Source organism: Kluyvera sp. CHPC 1.251, assembly GCF_036759945.1.
GTDB lineage: Bacteria > Pseudomonadota > Gammaproteobacteria > Enterobacterales > Enterobacteriaceae > Kluyvera > Kluyvera sichuanensis.
Window position 1 is genome coordinate 245,802 of sequence record NZ_JAPKIC010000008.1, and the last position, 11,902, is coordinate 257,703.

Consider the following 11,902-nt stretch of genomic DNA (forward strand, 5'->3'; position numbering starts at 1 on the left):
GCATGAACTATATCCAGCAACCGCAAGCGATTGAGAGCAAGAGCTTCGAGATAATCAGCGAGATTATCGCCGACACGCGCCCTGAGTATCGTTTTGCCAGCCCGCTGCACGAAGCGATTATCAAACGGGTGATCCACACCACCGCCGACTTCGAGTGGCTGGATATTCTGTGGTTCTCGCCGGATGCATTAACCCACCTGTGCGACGCGCTGAGCCGCCCGTGCACGCTCTACACCGACACCACCATGGCGCTCTCCGGCATTAATAAGAATCTGCTGGCAACCTTCGGCGGTGAATGCCGCTGCTACATCAGCGACCCGCGCGTAGTGCGCGAGGCCAAAGCGCAGGGTATTACCCGCTCGATGGCGGCGGTGGATATTGCGGCCAAAGAAGAGGGCGACAAGGTGTTCGTCTTCGGTAACGCGCCGACCGCGCTGTTCCGCCTGATGGAGCATCAAGGGCTGGAAATTGGCGGGGTGATTGGCGTACCCGTTGGCTTCGTCGGTGCGGCAGAATCCAAAGAGGCGCTGAGCAAAAGCAGCCTGCCGGGCATTGCTGCACTGGGGCGTAAAGGCGGCAGCAACGTCGCGGCGGCGATCGTTAACGCCATTCTTTACCACTTGCAGGGGGCGCGATGAGCGAACCCACCTTCGACGCCCCGGTGTGGCATAACGGCAAAGCGCTGCGTAAAGGCTATACCACCGGCTCCAGCGCCACGGCGGCGGCGAAAGTCGCCGCGCTGATGGTGATGCGCCAGCACCTGATTCACCAGGTCTCGATTGTTACGCCGTCGGGCGTGACGCTGAACCTGAACGTTGAATCACCGCACGTCGAAGGCCAGCAGGGTATTGCCGCCATCCGCAAAGACGGTGGCGATGATATCGACGCCACCCACGGAATGCTGATTTTTGCTCGCGTCACCGTCAACGACAGCGGTGAAATTACCCTGCGCGGCGGCGAGGGTGTTGGCACCGTCACCCGTAAAGGTATCGGGCTGCCCATCGGCAGCGCGGCGATTAATCGCACCCCGCGACACACCATTGAAACCGCCGTCCGTGAGGCGATTGGCCCGGCGCGTGGCGCCGAGGTGGAAATTTTTGCCCCGGAAGGGGAAGAGCGGGCGAAGAAAACCTATAACTCGCGGCTGGGCATTCTGGGTGGCATTTCGATTATTGGCACCACCGGCATCGTGACGCCGATGTCGGAAGAGAGCTGGAAGCGCTCGCTGGCGCTGGAGCTGGAGATGAAGCGCGCTGCCGGGCTGGAACGCGTGGTACTGGTGCCGGGCAACCACGGTGAGCGCTTCGTACGCGAGCAGATGGGCATTGACTCGCAGGTGGTGGTTACCATGAGCAACTTCGTCGGCTACATGATTGAAGAGTCGGTGCGCCTTGGCTTTCGCCAGATTGTGCTGATTGGCCACCCCGGCAAGCTGGTTAAAATCGCCGCCGGAATATTCCATACCCACAGCCATATCGCCGACGGACGCATGGAAACGCTGGTGGCCCATCTGGCGCTGCTCGGCGCACCGCTTGAGTTGCTCACCCTGGTGAGCGAGTGCGACACCACCGAAGCCGCCATGGAGCATATCGACGCTTACGGCTTCCAGAAAATTTACAACCACCTTGCCGAACGCATCTGCCAGCGCGTACTGGAGCGGCTGCGCTTCACGCAAAACCCGCCCATCTGCGATGCCATCATGTTTGCCTTTGATAACCAGATCCTCGGCAGCAACCGCCCGGTCAACGAGATCGTCAAGGATATGCAATGTTAACCGTCGTCGGAATGGGACCGGCTGGCGTACAGCTGATGACGCCGCTGGCCGCCGATGCGGTAAAGCAGGCCGATGCGCTGGTGGGCGGCGTGCGCCATCTGGCGCAGTTTCCGGCGTTCGGCGGCGAGCGCTGCCCGCTGGGGGCCAACATTGCCCAGGTGCTGGCGTGGATTGAGGAACGGCAGGCACAAAACGTGGTGGTGCTGGCTTCCGGCGACCCGCTGTTTTACGGCATCGGTACCCGGCTTATCGCCCATTTTGGCCGTGAAAACGTGCGGGTGATCCCCGGCGTCAGCGCCGTGCAGTACCTGTGCGCGCAGGCAGGCATTGATATGAACGATATGTGGCTGACCAGCAGCCACGGGCGCGAGGTGGACTTCGACATGCTGGCGAGCCATCGCAAAGTGGCGATGGTCACCGATAAACGCTGTGGCCCGAAAGCCATCGCCGCGGCGCTGGTGGCGCGTGGCAAAGGGCATCGCTGGATGGTGATTGGCGAGAACCTGGCGCAGGACAACGAACGCATCCACTGGCTGCCGGTCAGCGCCGTGGAGAACGATTATGAGATGAACACGGTGGTGATCCTCGATGAAAGATGAGCTGTTTTTACGCGGTGAAAAGGTGCCGATGACCAAAGAGGCGGTGCGTGCGCTGGCGCTGGCGAAGCTGGAGCTGCACCGGGTGAGCCACCTGATTGATATTGGGGCTGGCACCGGCAGCGTCTCCATTGAGGCGTCGCTGCAAAACCCCACGCTTACCGTTACCGCCATTGAACGTAACCCGCCAGCGCTGCGCCTGCTGGCGGAAAACTGCGAACGCTTTGCCTGCGGCAATATCAACGTTGTGGCCGGCGAAGCGCCTGAGGTTGCCGTCGAACCTGCCGACGCCATTTTTATGGGCGGCAGCGGCGGCCATTTGCGGGCGCTGATTGACTGGTCGCTGCATCATCTTCGCCCTGGTGGACGGCTGGTGATGACCTTTATTTTGCAGGAGAACCTGCATGAGGCGCTGGACCATCTGCGCCAGGCAAATGTCGCGGCGCTGGACTGCCAGCAGTTGAGTGTTTCCGCCATGACCGCCCTCGGCAGCGGCCACTACTTCAAACCGAATAATCCCGTTTTTGTTATCGCCTGTCAGAAGGAAGAACATCATGGCTGAAGCCTTTGACCCCCGCAGCGTCTGGTTTGTGGGCGCTGGTCCCGGTGACCGCGAGCTTATCACCCTGAAAGGCTATCGCCTGCTGCAACAGGCGCAGGTGGTGATTTACGCCGGTTCGCTGATTAACCCCGAACTGCTGAGCTACTGCCCGGCAGAGGCCGAGTGCCACGACAGCGCTGAGCTGCATCTTGAACAAATTCTCGACCTGATGGAAGCGGGCGTGAAGGCCGGAAAAACGGTGGTGCGCCTGCAAACGGGCGACGTGTCGCTGTACGGTTCGGTGCGTGAGCAGGGCGAAGAGCTGACTCGTCGCGGCATTGACTGGCAGGTGGTGCCGGGCGTGAGCGCGTTTCTCGGCGCGGCGGCGGAGCTGGGCGTGGAGTATACGGTGCCGGAAGTCTCGCAGAGCCTCATTATCACTCGTCTTGAAGGGCGTACTCCGGTGCCGGAACGCGAGCAACTGGAGTCCTTTGCCCAGCACCGCACCTCGATGGCGATTTACCTCTCCGTGCAGCGCATCAACAAAGTCGCCGAGCGGCTGATTGACGGCGGCTACCCGGCGACCACGCCGGTGGCGGTGATTTACAAGGCTACCTGGCCCGAGAGCCAGACCGTACGCGGCACGCTGACGGATATCTCCGACAAAGTGCGCGACGCCGATATTCGCAAAACGGCGCTGATTCTGGTCGGCGACTTCCTCGGCGAGGAGTACCACTACTCGCGTCTCTACGCCGCAGATTTTAGCCATGAATACCGCAAAGCCTGAGCGCATTGCGCTGTTCTGCCTGACCCCCGGCGGCGTGGCGCTGGCAAAACGGCTTCGCGCCGCGCTGCCAATGACCTGCTATACCCGCGAAGCGCTAGTGGAGCCGGGGTTTGAATCGTTTGACGGCAGCTTTGCCGCCAGCGTCGGCCAGGCGTTTCACCGCGATACGGCGCTGATTTTTATCGGCGCGACCGGCATTACGGTGCGCGTTATTGCGCCGCTGCTGGTGGATAAATTCCACGATCCGGCGGTGGTGGTGATTGACGAACGCGGCCAGCACGTTATCAGCCTGCTCTCCGGGCATATCGGCGGGGCGAATGACCTCGCCCGGCATCTGGCGGGCATTCTCGGCGTTGACCCGGTTATCACTACCGCGACCGACGTCAACGACGTGGCGGCGCTGGATACGCTGGCCTGCCAGCTCAATGCGCGGATGCACGACTTCCGCTCGGCGGTGAAAACCGTCAACCAAATGCTGGTTAGCCAGCAGCGCGTGGGGCTGTGGTGGGATGAGTCGCTGACGGAGGCGGTGAGCCGCTGCGACCGGCGTGGGTTTATCACCGTGACCGACCTTAGCGCGCTCCAGTCGTTGGACGCGCTGGTGTGCATCACCTTGCGCGACACGCTGCCGGAATTGCCAGTGCCGCACTGGAAGCTGGTGCCACAGCGCATCGTGGCGGGTATCGGCTGTCGCCGTGGAACGCCCTGCGCGCTGATAAGCGAGCTGCTCCATCGTCAGCTCGACGCGCATCACCTCGACCCGCTGGCGCTGAAAGCTATTGGCAGCATTGTCGTGAAGCAGGATGAACTGGGGCTGATACAGCTGGCGAGCAATCTCGATGTGCCGTTCGACATTTTTAGCGTGGCCGCCCTGTGCGAGCACGAACACCGTTTTCCCTCCTCGCTGTTTGTGAAGCAGACGGTCGGGGTGGGCAGCGTTTCTGGTCCGTCAGCGTGGCGGATGAGTAACGGAAATCTATTAGGCGAGACCCTGCGTGAACAGGGCATCACCATTACCTTGGGAGTGACAGACAGATGTTAAGCGTAATCGGAATCGGCCCTGGCTCGCAGGCCATGATGACCATGGAAGCCGTCGAGGCGCTGCAGGCGGCGGAAATCGTCGTTGGCTACAAAACCTATACCCATCTGGTGAAGGCCTTTACTGGCGACAAGCAGGTGATCAAAACCGGCATGTGCAAAGAGATCGAACGCTGCCAGGCGGCGATTGAGCTGGCGCAGGCGGGGCACAACGTGGCGCTGATCAGCAGCGGCGACGCAGGCATCTACGGCATGGCGGGGCTGGTGCTGGAGCTGGTGAGCAAACAGAAGCTGGACGTGGAAGTGCGCCTGATCCCGGGGATGACCGCCAGCATTGCCGCGGCCTCGCTGCTGGGTGCGCCGCTGATGCACGACTTCTGCCATATCAGCCTGAGTGACCTGCTCACCCCGTGGCCGGTGATTGAGAAACGTATTATCGCCGCCGGGGAAGCCGACTTTGTTATCTGCTTCTATAACCCGCGCAGCCGAGGCCGTGAAGGGCATCTGGCGCGCGCCTTTGAACTGCTCTCCGCCGTCAAAAGCGCCGATACGCCGGTCGGCGTGGTGAAGTCCGCCGGGCGTAAAAAGCAGGAAAAATGGCTGACGACGCTTGGCACGATGGACTTTGAACCGGTGGATATGACCAGCCTGGTCATCGTCGGCAACAAAACCACTTACGTGCAGGATGACCTGATGATCACACCACGAGGCTACGTGCTGTGAGTTTCGGCGATGTGCTGGTGGTCGGCGGCACCAGCGATGCACGCGCGCTTTGCCTGCAACTGGATGCCGCGCAGGTGCGCTACACCGTATCGGTAGCCACCCCCACGGGTGAGGCGCTAGCGGGTGATATTCAGGGGCAAGTGCGATGCGGGCGTCTGGAAAAGTCAGAAATGGTGGCCTGGCTTCGCGAGCACGGTACGCGCTGGGTGATTGACGCTTCTCATCCTTACGCCGAAGCGGTTAGCCGCAACGTGCTGGATGCCTGTACGGAAGCAGGCGTACTGCTGAGCCGCTACCAGCGCCCGGATCAACTGGATGAACTGACGCACCCGCTACTGCACTACGTCACCCGCATTGATGAAGCCTGTGAACGGATTAAACCGCTGGGCCAGCGCGTGCTGCTGACCACCGGCAGCAAAGATCTGGCGCTGTGGCGCGCCGGGCTGCCGGAGAAAACGCTACTGGCCCGTGTGCTGCCGGTGCCGAACGTGGTGCAGCAGTGCACCGACCTCGGTTTTGGCGTGGGCGAGATTTTTGCTATCTGCGCGCCGTTCAGCGCCGAGTTTAACGCCGCGTTTTACCGTCACTGCCGCGCCGACGTGGTGGTGACCAAAGCCTCCGGCGCGGAAGGCGGTTATCAGGAAAAGGTGCAGCCCTGCCTGGATGCCGGGCTTCCCTGCATTGTGATTACCCGTCCGGCACCGCTGGTGTCCGGCGACGAACTACTGGAAAGTCAGTCCGCCTTTGCCGAGCGTTTAGCGCGCTGGCAGGCCGACGACAAAAGGAATCAAGCATGAAAAAAGCCCTACTGGTGGTGAGCTTCGGCACCAGCTACCACGATACCTGCGAGAAGAATATTGTCGCCTGCGAACGCGAACTGGCGGCCAGTTGCCCCGACCGTGACCTGTTCCGCGCTTTTACCTCGGGAATGATCATCCGCAAGCTCAAAGCCCGCGACGGTATTGAAACCGATACGCCGCTGGAAGCGCTGCAAAAGCTCGCGGGCCTCGGTTATGACGATGTGGCGGTACAGTCGCTGCACATCATCAACGGCGACGAATACGAAAAAATCGCCCGTGAAGTGCAGAGCCTGCGCCCGCTGTTCAAACGCCTGACGCTCGGCACGCCGCTGCTGAGCGGCCACGACGACTATGTGCGTCTGATGGAGGCGCTCACCCAGCAGATGCCCGCGCTGAACGCTAACGAAAAAGTGGTGTTTATGGGCCACGGTGCCAGCCACCACGCCTTTGCCGCTTACGCCTGTCTCGATCATATGATGACCGCCCAGCGCTTCCCGGCGCGGGTCGGTGCGGTAGAGAGCTACCCGGAAGTGGACGTGCTGATTGAGAGCATGAGCAAAGAGGGGGTTAGTGCCGTACACCTGATGCCGTTGATGCTGGTGGCGGGCGATCACGCCATCAACGACATGGCCTCTGACGAAGAGGATTCGTGGAAAACGCTGTTTAACGCGGCGGGCATTCCGGCCACGCCGTGGCTGTGCGGGCTGGGCGAAAACCCGGTGGTGCGCGCCATGTTCGTTGAACATCTGCAGCAGTCTCTGGAGGCAGCATGAGCGGCAAACTGTATGCCCTGAGCACCGGGCCGGGCGCGTCTGACCTGATTACCGTTCGTGCCGCGCGCATTCTCGGCTCGCTGGATATTCTTTATGCCCCGGCAGGGCGCAAAGGCGGCGACAGCCTGGCGCTCTCCATTGTGCGTGAATACCTCGGTGAGCAGACCGAGGTGCGCTGCTGTCACTTTCCCATGAGCGCCGACAGCGCCGAAAAAGAGGCGGTATGGGACGATGTCTCGGCGGCGCTGGTGCGTGAAGTGGAAGCCGGGAAGAACGTCGGCTTTATCACCCTCGGCGATGCGATGCTGTTCAGCACCTGGGTCTTTTTACTCCAGCGCATCGGCAGCCCGGAGTGGCTGGAGATTGTCCCCGGCGTGACCTCCTTCGCCGCTATTGCCGCCCGCAGCAAAACGCCGCTGGCGATGGAGCAACAGTCGCTGGCGGTGGTGGCCTGTACCGCGCCGGAAGACGAGATTGAACGCGCGCTGGCACAGCATGACAGCCTGGTGCTGATGAAAGTCTATGGCCGTTTCCCGCGCATCAAAGCGCTGCTGGCAAAAGCAGGTTTATTGGATAACGCGCTGTTGATGGCCGAGGCGACGCTGCCCGGCGAGCAGTGCTGGCGGCATTTAGGCGAGGTCGCTGACGACCTGCCGTTGCCGTATTTCTCCACCATTCTGGTGAATAAACAGTGGGAGCAAGGACAATGAAACTGGAACAACAGCTGAAGCGACTGTCGCTCAGCGGATTCGCGGCGGCGATACTGCTGCTGGTGGTGCCGCAGGAAGCCTTTGCGATGCACATCATGGAAGGGTTTCTGCCGCCGATGTGGGCGCTGGCCTGGTGGCTGCTGTTTCTGCCGTGCCTGTGGTACGGCCTGGTGCGCCTGCGTCGTATCGTGCAGGAGGACAGTAACCAGAAGGTGCTGCTGGCGCTGTGCGGGGCGTTTATCTTTGTGCTTTCGGCGCTGAAAATCCCATCGGTAACCGGTAGCTGCTCGCACCCAACCGGCGTGGGGCTAGCGGTGATCTTATTCGGGCCTGGCGTGGTGGCTATTCTCGGCGCTATCGTTCTGCTGTTCCAGGCGCTGCTGTTGGCTCACGGTGGCCTGACGACGCTCGGCGCTAACGGTATGTCGATGGCGGTAATTGGGCCTATCGTCGGCTATCTGGTGTGGAAAATGGCCTGTAAGTCCGGGTTCCGCCGCGATGTGTCGGTGTTTCTGTGTGCGATGCTGGCGGATCTGGCGACCTATTTTGTCACCTCTCTCCAGTTGGGCGTAGCCTTCCCGGATCCGCAGACTGGCTTTGCGGGATCGAGCCTGAAATTTATGGGGATCTTCTGCCTGACTCAGGTTCCAATCGCCATTGCCGAAGGCTTGCTGACGGTGATGATCTACGACCAGTTAACCAAGCGACAGCTGATCGCCACTGAGGGACGCTAAGATGAAAAAGACATTAATCCTGCTGGCGATGGTGATTGCGCTGGTTATCCTGCCGTTCTTTATCAACCACGGTGGCGAATACGGCGGCTCTGACGATCAGGCTGAAGGCGTGATTACCGCCGTCGATCCTGGCTATGAGCCGTGGTTCCACCCGCTGTATGAACCGGCGAGCGGCGAAATTGAAAGCCTGCTGTTTACCCTGCAAGGCTCCCTCGGCGCGGCGGTGATCTTCTATATTCTTGGTTACTACAAGGGCCGCCAACGTAATGATGACCGGGCTTGATCGGCTGAGCTATCAGAGTCGCTGGTTTCACGTCGCCCCAGAGCGTAAGTTTCTGCTCTGGCTGCTGATGATGGTGCTGGCCTTTAGCCTGCCGCCGCTGGGGCAGGCGCTGCTGATGGCGCTGACGGCAGGCTTTACCTGCTGGCTGCTGCGCATCTCGCTGTGGCGCTGGCTCCGCTGGATGGCGCTGCCGCTGGGCTTTCTGCTGGTGGGCGTGGTGACGATTATCTTTAGCGTCAGCCGCGACCCGCACGCACTGCTGGTCAGCGTGCCGCTAGGTGCGTTCTCGCTAGGCATCACCGCCAGCGGGCTTGCGACCGCCAACGAGACCTTCTGGCGCAGCCTGGCGGCATTGTCAGCGACCTTCTGGCTGGTGCTCAATCTGCCGTTCCCGCAGCTTATTGTGTTGCTTAAGCGCGGCCGTGTGCCGCGCCTGTTGATCGAGCAGATCCTGCTGACCTGGCGCTTTATCTTTATCCTGCTGGATGAGGCAATGGCGATTCACCGGGCGCAGACGCTGCGCTTTGGTTATCGTAACGTCCGTCTGGGCTATCGCTCGTTGGCGATGCTAGTGAGCCTGCTGTTTACGCGTGTGTTAATCCGCTATCAGCAGATGAGTACCGTGCTGGATATCAAACTGTATCAGGGTGATTTTCACCTCTAAGGAACGCCATGCTGGCTACCACTGACCTCTGGTTTCGCTACCAGCAGGAACCGACGCTTAAAGGGCTGACGCTGGACTTCTCGCGCCAGGCCGTCACCGGCCTCGTTGGGGCCAACGGCTGCGGGAAATCGACGCTGTTTATGAATCTGAGCGGGCTTTTGCGCCCACAGCAGGGCGCGGTGCTGTGGCAGGGCAAGCCGCTGGACTACAGCAAGCGCGGGCTGCTGGCGCTGCGCCAGCAGGTAGCGACCGTATTTCAGGATCCGGACCAGCAGATTTTCTACACCGATATCGATAGCGATATTGCTTTCAGCTTGCGTAATCTCGGCGTGGCGGAGGATGAGATTGCTCGTCGGGTGGACGATGCGCTGACGCTGGTCGATGCCCAGCACTTCCGTCAACAGCCCATTCAATGCCTGAGTCACGGGCAGAAAAAGCGGGTGGCGGTTGCCAGCGCGCTGGTATTGCAAGCGCGCTACCTGCTGCTGGACGAGCCAACCGCCGGGCTTGACCCCTCCGGGCGCGCGCAGATGATTGAGATCATCAAGCGTATCGTGGCGCAGGGTAATCATGTGGTGATTTCCAGCCACGATATTGATTTAATTTATGAAGTCAGCGACGCGGTGTACGTGCTACGCCACGGCGAAGTGCTGGCTGAGGGCGAGCCGGGCGAGGTGTTTGCCCGTACCGCGCTGATTGAACAGGCGGGGCTGAGCCAGCCGTGGCTGGTGAAACTGCATGCGGAGCTGGGGCTGCCGCTGTGTAAAACCGAGGCGGAGTTTTTCCGTCAAATGCGTGAACGAGGAAATCGATGACCCAGGCCATAATGCTGCAAGGTACCGCCTCTGATGTTGGCAAAAGTATGCTGGTGGCGGGGCTGTGCCGGATCTTCTATCAGGATGGCCTGCGCACCGCGCCGTTTAAATCGCAGAATATGGCGCTCAACTCCGGCATTACGCCGGATGGAAAAGAGATGGGGCGCGCACAGATTTTTCAGGCTGAAGCGGCGGGCATCGCGCCAGACGTGCGGATGAACCCGATTCTGCTCAAGCCAACCAGCGACCGCAAAGCGCAGATTGTGCTGATGGGCGAGGTGGCAACCAGCATGGATGCCGTCAGCTATCACGATTACAAGCCGCGGCTGCGCGAGCAGATCATGGCGGTTTACCAGAGTCTGGCGAGCGAGTTTGACGTGCTGGTACTGGAAGGGGCGGGCAGCCCGGCGGAAATCAATCTGCGCGACCGCGATATCGTCAATATGGGGATGGCCGAGATGGCACAGTGCCCGGTGATTCTGGTGGCCGATATCGATCGCGGCGGCGTGTTTGCCTCTATCTATGGCACCCTGGCGCTGCTGCACGAGCACGAACGGGCGCGGGTGAAAGGGGTGATTATCAATAAGTTTCGCGGCGATGTCTCGCTGCTGCACTCCGGTATTGAACAGATTGAAGCGCTGACTAACGTGCCGGTATTGGGCGTGATGCCGTGGCTGGACGTTGACCTGGAAGATGAGGACGGCGTGGCGCTGCAAAAGGGCAAATACCGTCATACCGGCGCCTATGAGATTGACGTGGCGGTGGTACAGCTGCCGCATATCTCCAACTTTACCGACTTCAACGCGCTGGCGGCCCAGCCGGACGTACGGGTGCGCTACGTGCGGCATGCGGAAGATTTGTCCGGCGCTGATCTGGTTATCCTGCCCGGCAGTAAAAATACGCTGGGCGATCTACTGTGGTTGCAGGATAGCGGGCTGGCGCACGCGATTTTACTGGCGCAGCGTCAGGGTGTGCCGGTGCTGGGGATCTGCGGCGGCTATCAGATGCTCGGCGATACGCTTATCGATGACGTTGAGTCGGGGCTGGGGACGCTGCCCGGCCTGGGACTGCTGAACGTGGTGACGCGTTTTGCGCCGACGAAAACCACCACTCAGGCGACGGCGACGCTTAACGATGCGCTGCCGGGCTGGCTGGCACCGGTGTCTGGTCTATCGCTACGTGGCTATGAAATTCATATGGGTGAGACTACGCCGTCAGGCACGGGCTGTGCGCTGATGCAGCTCTGCAAAAACGGCCAGTACAGCGCAGACGGCGCGGTCAGTGAGGACGGGCTGGCGTTTGGCACCTACCTTCATGGCCTGTTTGATAGCGATGATTTTACCCGGACGTTGGTCAACGGCCTGCGTGAGCGTAAAGGACTGGCGGCGCTGGATAATGATTTTCACTATGCGCGTTATAAGACGCAGCAGTTTGATATTCTGGCGGCATCAATGCGCCAGCATATTGATATCGAAAAGATTTATATGATTATGCGCGAGCATAAAGAGGCGTAGTTTGCGGGAATGCGCCATTCGAAAGGGTGGCGTAGATTAACGGTGAGGGCTGAACGACAGGCAAAAAAAAACACCCATATGGGTGTCATTTTAATTGGTTGCGGGGGCCGGATTTGAACCGACGACCTTCGGGTTATGAGCCCGACGAGC

The 11,902-nt window shown here is 60.5% G+C and carries 15 protein-coding genes; all 15 read left to right on the forward strand.

The window, feature by feature from the left end; genetic code table 11:
• Positions 1-2: 2 nt before the first annotated feature.
• From V6940_RS16875 to V6940_RS16945, 15 genes are read left to right on the forward strand one after another with little or no spacing between them, the layout of a single operon-like run.
• On the forward strand, positions 3-638 hold the full coding sequence (locus V6940_RS16875; protein ID WP_333496620.1) for a cobalt-precorrin-8 methylmutase: 636 nt from the start codon (positions 3-5) through the stop codon (positions 636-638).
• On the forward strand, positions 635-1,774 hold the full coding sequence (cbiD, locus tag V6940_RS16880) for a cobalt-precorrin-5B (C(1))-methyltransferase CbiD (protein ID WP_333496621.1): 1,140 nt from the start codon (positions 635-637) through the stop codon (positions 1,772-1,774). The genes V6940_RS16875 and cbiD overlap by 4 nt, the downstream gene beginning before the upstream one ends.
• Entirely contained in the window at positions 1,768-2,373 is a 606-nt protein-coding gene (locus V6940_RS16885; RefSeq protein WP_333496622.1) for a cobalt-precorrin-7 (C(5))-methyltransferase, read from the forward strand. The genes cbiD and V6940_RS16885 overlap by 7 nt, the downstream gene beginning before the upstream one ends.
• The gene (locus V6940_RS16890) at positions 2,363-2,932 is read left to right on the forward strand and encodes a decarboxylating cobalt-precorrin-6B (C(15))-methyltransferase (protein ID WP_333496623.1); all 570 of its coding nucleotides are present in this window, start codon (positions 2,363-2,365) and stop codon (positions 2,930-2,932) included. The genes V6940_RS16885 and V6940_RS16890 overlap by 11 nt, the downstream gene beginning before the upstream one ends.
• A complete protein-coding gene (locus V6940_RS16895) occupies positions 2,925-3,698 on the forward strand; it encodes a cobalt-precorrin-4 methyltransferase (protein ID WP_333496624.1) in 774 nt (257 codons plus the stop codon). The genes V6940_RS16890 and V6940_RS16895 overlap by 8 nt, the downstream gene beginning before the upstream one ends.
• Positions 3,679-4,740 carry a cobalt-precorrin 5A hydrolase gene (cbiG, locus tag V6940_RS16900; protein WP_333496625.1) on the forward strand — a complete coding sequence of 354 codons (1,062 nt, stop codon included), beginning with the start codon at positions 3,679-3,681 and terminating at the stop codon, positions 4,738-4,740. The genes V6940_RS16895 and cbiG overlap by 20 nt, the downstream gene beginning before the upstream one ends.
• Positions 4,734-5,459 (forward strand): precorrin-3B C(17)-methyltransferase, encoded by a 726-nt coding sequence (locus tag V6940_RS16905; RefSeq protein ID WP_220439955.1) that lies wholly within the window; start codon positions 4,734-4,736, stop codon positions 5,457-5,459. The genes cbiG and V6940_RS16905 overlap by 7 nt, the downstream gene beginning before the upstream one ends.
• Positions 5,456-6,256, forward strand: a complete 801-nt coding sequence (locus tag V6940_RS16910) for a cobalt-precorrin-6A reductase (RefSeq protein ID WP_333496626.1) — start codon at positions 5,456-5,458, stop codon at positions 6,254-6,256. Before V6940_RS16905 ends, V6940_RS16910 begins: the two co-directional genes overlap by 4 nt.
• Positions 6,253-7,032 carry a sirohydrochlorin cobaltochelatase gene (cbiK, locus tag V6940_RS16915; protein WP_333496627.1) on the forward strand — a complete coding sequence of 260 codons (780 nt, stop codon included), beginning with the start codon at positions 6,253-6,255 and terminating at the stop codon, positions 7,030-7,032. The genes V6940_RS16910 and cbiK overlap by 4 nt, the downstream gene beginning before the upstream one ends.
• Entirely contained in the window at positions 7,029-7,742 is a 714-nt protein-coding gene (locus tag V6940_RS16920; protein WP_333496628.1) for a cobalt-factor II C(20)-methyltransferase, read from the forward strand. Before cbiK ends, V6940_RS16920 begins: the two co-directional genes overlap by 4 nt.
• Positions 7,739-8,476: a cobalt ECF transporter S component CbiM gene (cbiM, locus tag V6940_RS16925; protein ID WP_333496629.1), complete on the forward strand. Its 738-nt coding sequence runs from the start codon at positions 7,739-7,741 to the stop codon at positions 8,474-8,476. The genes V6940_RS16920 and cbiM overlap by 4 nt, the downstream gene beginning before the upstream one ends.
• A 1-nt stretch (position 8,477) precedes the next feature.
• The gene (locus tag V6940_RS16930) at positions 8,478-8,759 is read left to right on the forward strand and encodes an energy-coupling factor ABC transporter substrate-binding protein (RefSeq protein ID WP_185667978.1); all 282 of its coding nucleotides are present in this window, start codon (positions 8,478-8,480) and stop codon (positions 8,757-8,759) included.
• Entirely contained in the window at positions 8,746-9,423 is a 678-nt protein-coding gene (locus V6940_RS16935) for an energy-coupling factor ABC transporter transmembrane protein (RefSeq protein ID WP_333496633.1), read from the forward strand. The genes V6940_RS16930 and V6940_RS16935 overlap by 14 nt, the downstream gene beginning before the upstream one ends.
• Positions 9,424-9,431: 8 nt before the next feature.
• Positions 9,432-10,238, forward strand: a complete 807-nt coding sequence (locus tag V6940_RS16940) for an energy-coupling factor ABC transporter ATP-binding protein (protein WP_333496630.1) — start codon at positions 9,432-9,434, stop codon at positions 10,236-10,238.
• Positions 10,235-11,752 (forward strand): cobyric acid synthase, encoded by a 1,518-nt coding sequence (locus tag V6940_RS16945; RefSeq protein ID WP_333496631.1) that lies wholly within the window; start codon positions 10,235-10,237, stop codon positions 11,750-11,752. Before V6940_RS16940 ends, V6940_RS16945 begins: the two co-directional genes overlap by 4 nt.
• Positions 11,753-11,902 lie beyond the last annotated feature (150 nt).

Excerpts from the sequence above, each read along its gene's own strand:
- V6940_RS16875 (WP_333496620.1), top strand. The coding sequence starts at position 3 with ATGAACTATATCCAGCAACCGCAAGCGATTGAGAGCAAGAGCTTCGAG.
- cbiD (WP_333496621.1), top strand. The coding sequence starts at position 635 with ATGAGCGAACCCACCTTCGACGCCCCGGTGTGGCATAACGGCAAAGCG.
- V6940_RS16885 (WP_333496622.1), top strand. The coding sequence starts at position 1,768 with ATGTTAACCGTCGTCGGAATGGGACCGGCTGGCGTACAGCTGATGACG.
- V6940_RS16890 (WP_333496623.1), top strand. The coding sequence starts at position 2,363 with ATGAAAGATGAGCTGTTTTTACGCGGTGAAAAGGTGCCGATGACCAAA.
- V6940_RS16895 (WP_333496624.1), top strand. The coding sequence starts at position 2,925 with ATGGCTGAAGCCTTTGACCCCCGCAGCGTCTGGTTTGTGGGCGCTGGT.
- cbiG (WP_333496625.1), top strand. The coding sequence starts at position 3,679 with ATGAATACCGCAAAGCCTGAGCGCATTGCGCTGTTCTGCCTGACCCCC.
- V6940_RS16905 (WP_220439955.1), top strand. The coding sequence starts at position 4,734 with ATGTTAAGCGTAATCGGAATCGGCCCTGGCTCGCAGGCCATGATGACC.
- cbiK (WP_333496627.1), top strand. The coding sequence starts at position 6,253 with ATGAAAAAAGCCCTACTGGTGGTGAGCTTCGGCACCAGCTACCACGAT.
- V6940_RS16920 (WP_333496628.1), top strand. The coding sequence starts at position 7,029 with ATGAGCGGCAAACTGTATGCCCTGAGCACCGGGCCGGGCGCGTCTGAC.
- cbiM (WP_333496629.1), top strand. The coding sequence starts at position 7,739 with ATGAAACTGGAACAACAGCTGAAGCGACTGTCGCTCAGCGGATTCGCG.
- V6940_RS16930 (WP_185667978.1), top strand. The coding sequence starts at position 8,478 with ATGAAAAAGACATTAATCCTGCTGGCGATGGTGATTGCGCTGGTTATC.
- V6940_RS16935 (WP_333496633.1), top strand. The coding sequence starts at position 8,746 with ATGACCGGGCTTGATCGGCTGAGCTATCAGAGTCGCTGGTTTCACGTC.
- V6940_RS16940 (WP_333496630.1), top strand. The coding sequence starts at position 9,432 with ATGCTGGCTACCACTGACCTCTGGTTTCGCTACCAGCAGGAACCGACG.
- V6940_RS16945 (WP_333496631.1), top strand. The coding sequence starts at position 10,235 with ATGACCCAGGCCATAATGCTGCAAGGTACCGCCTCTGATGTTGGCAAA.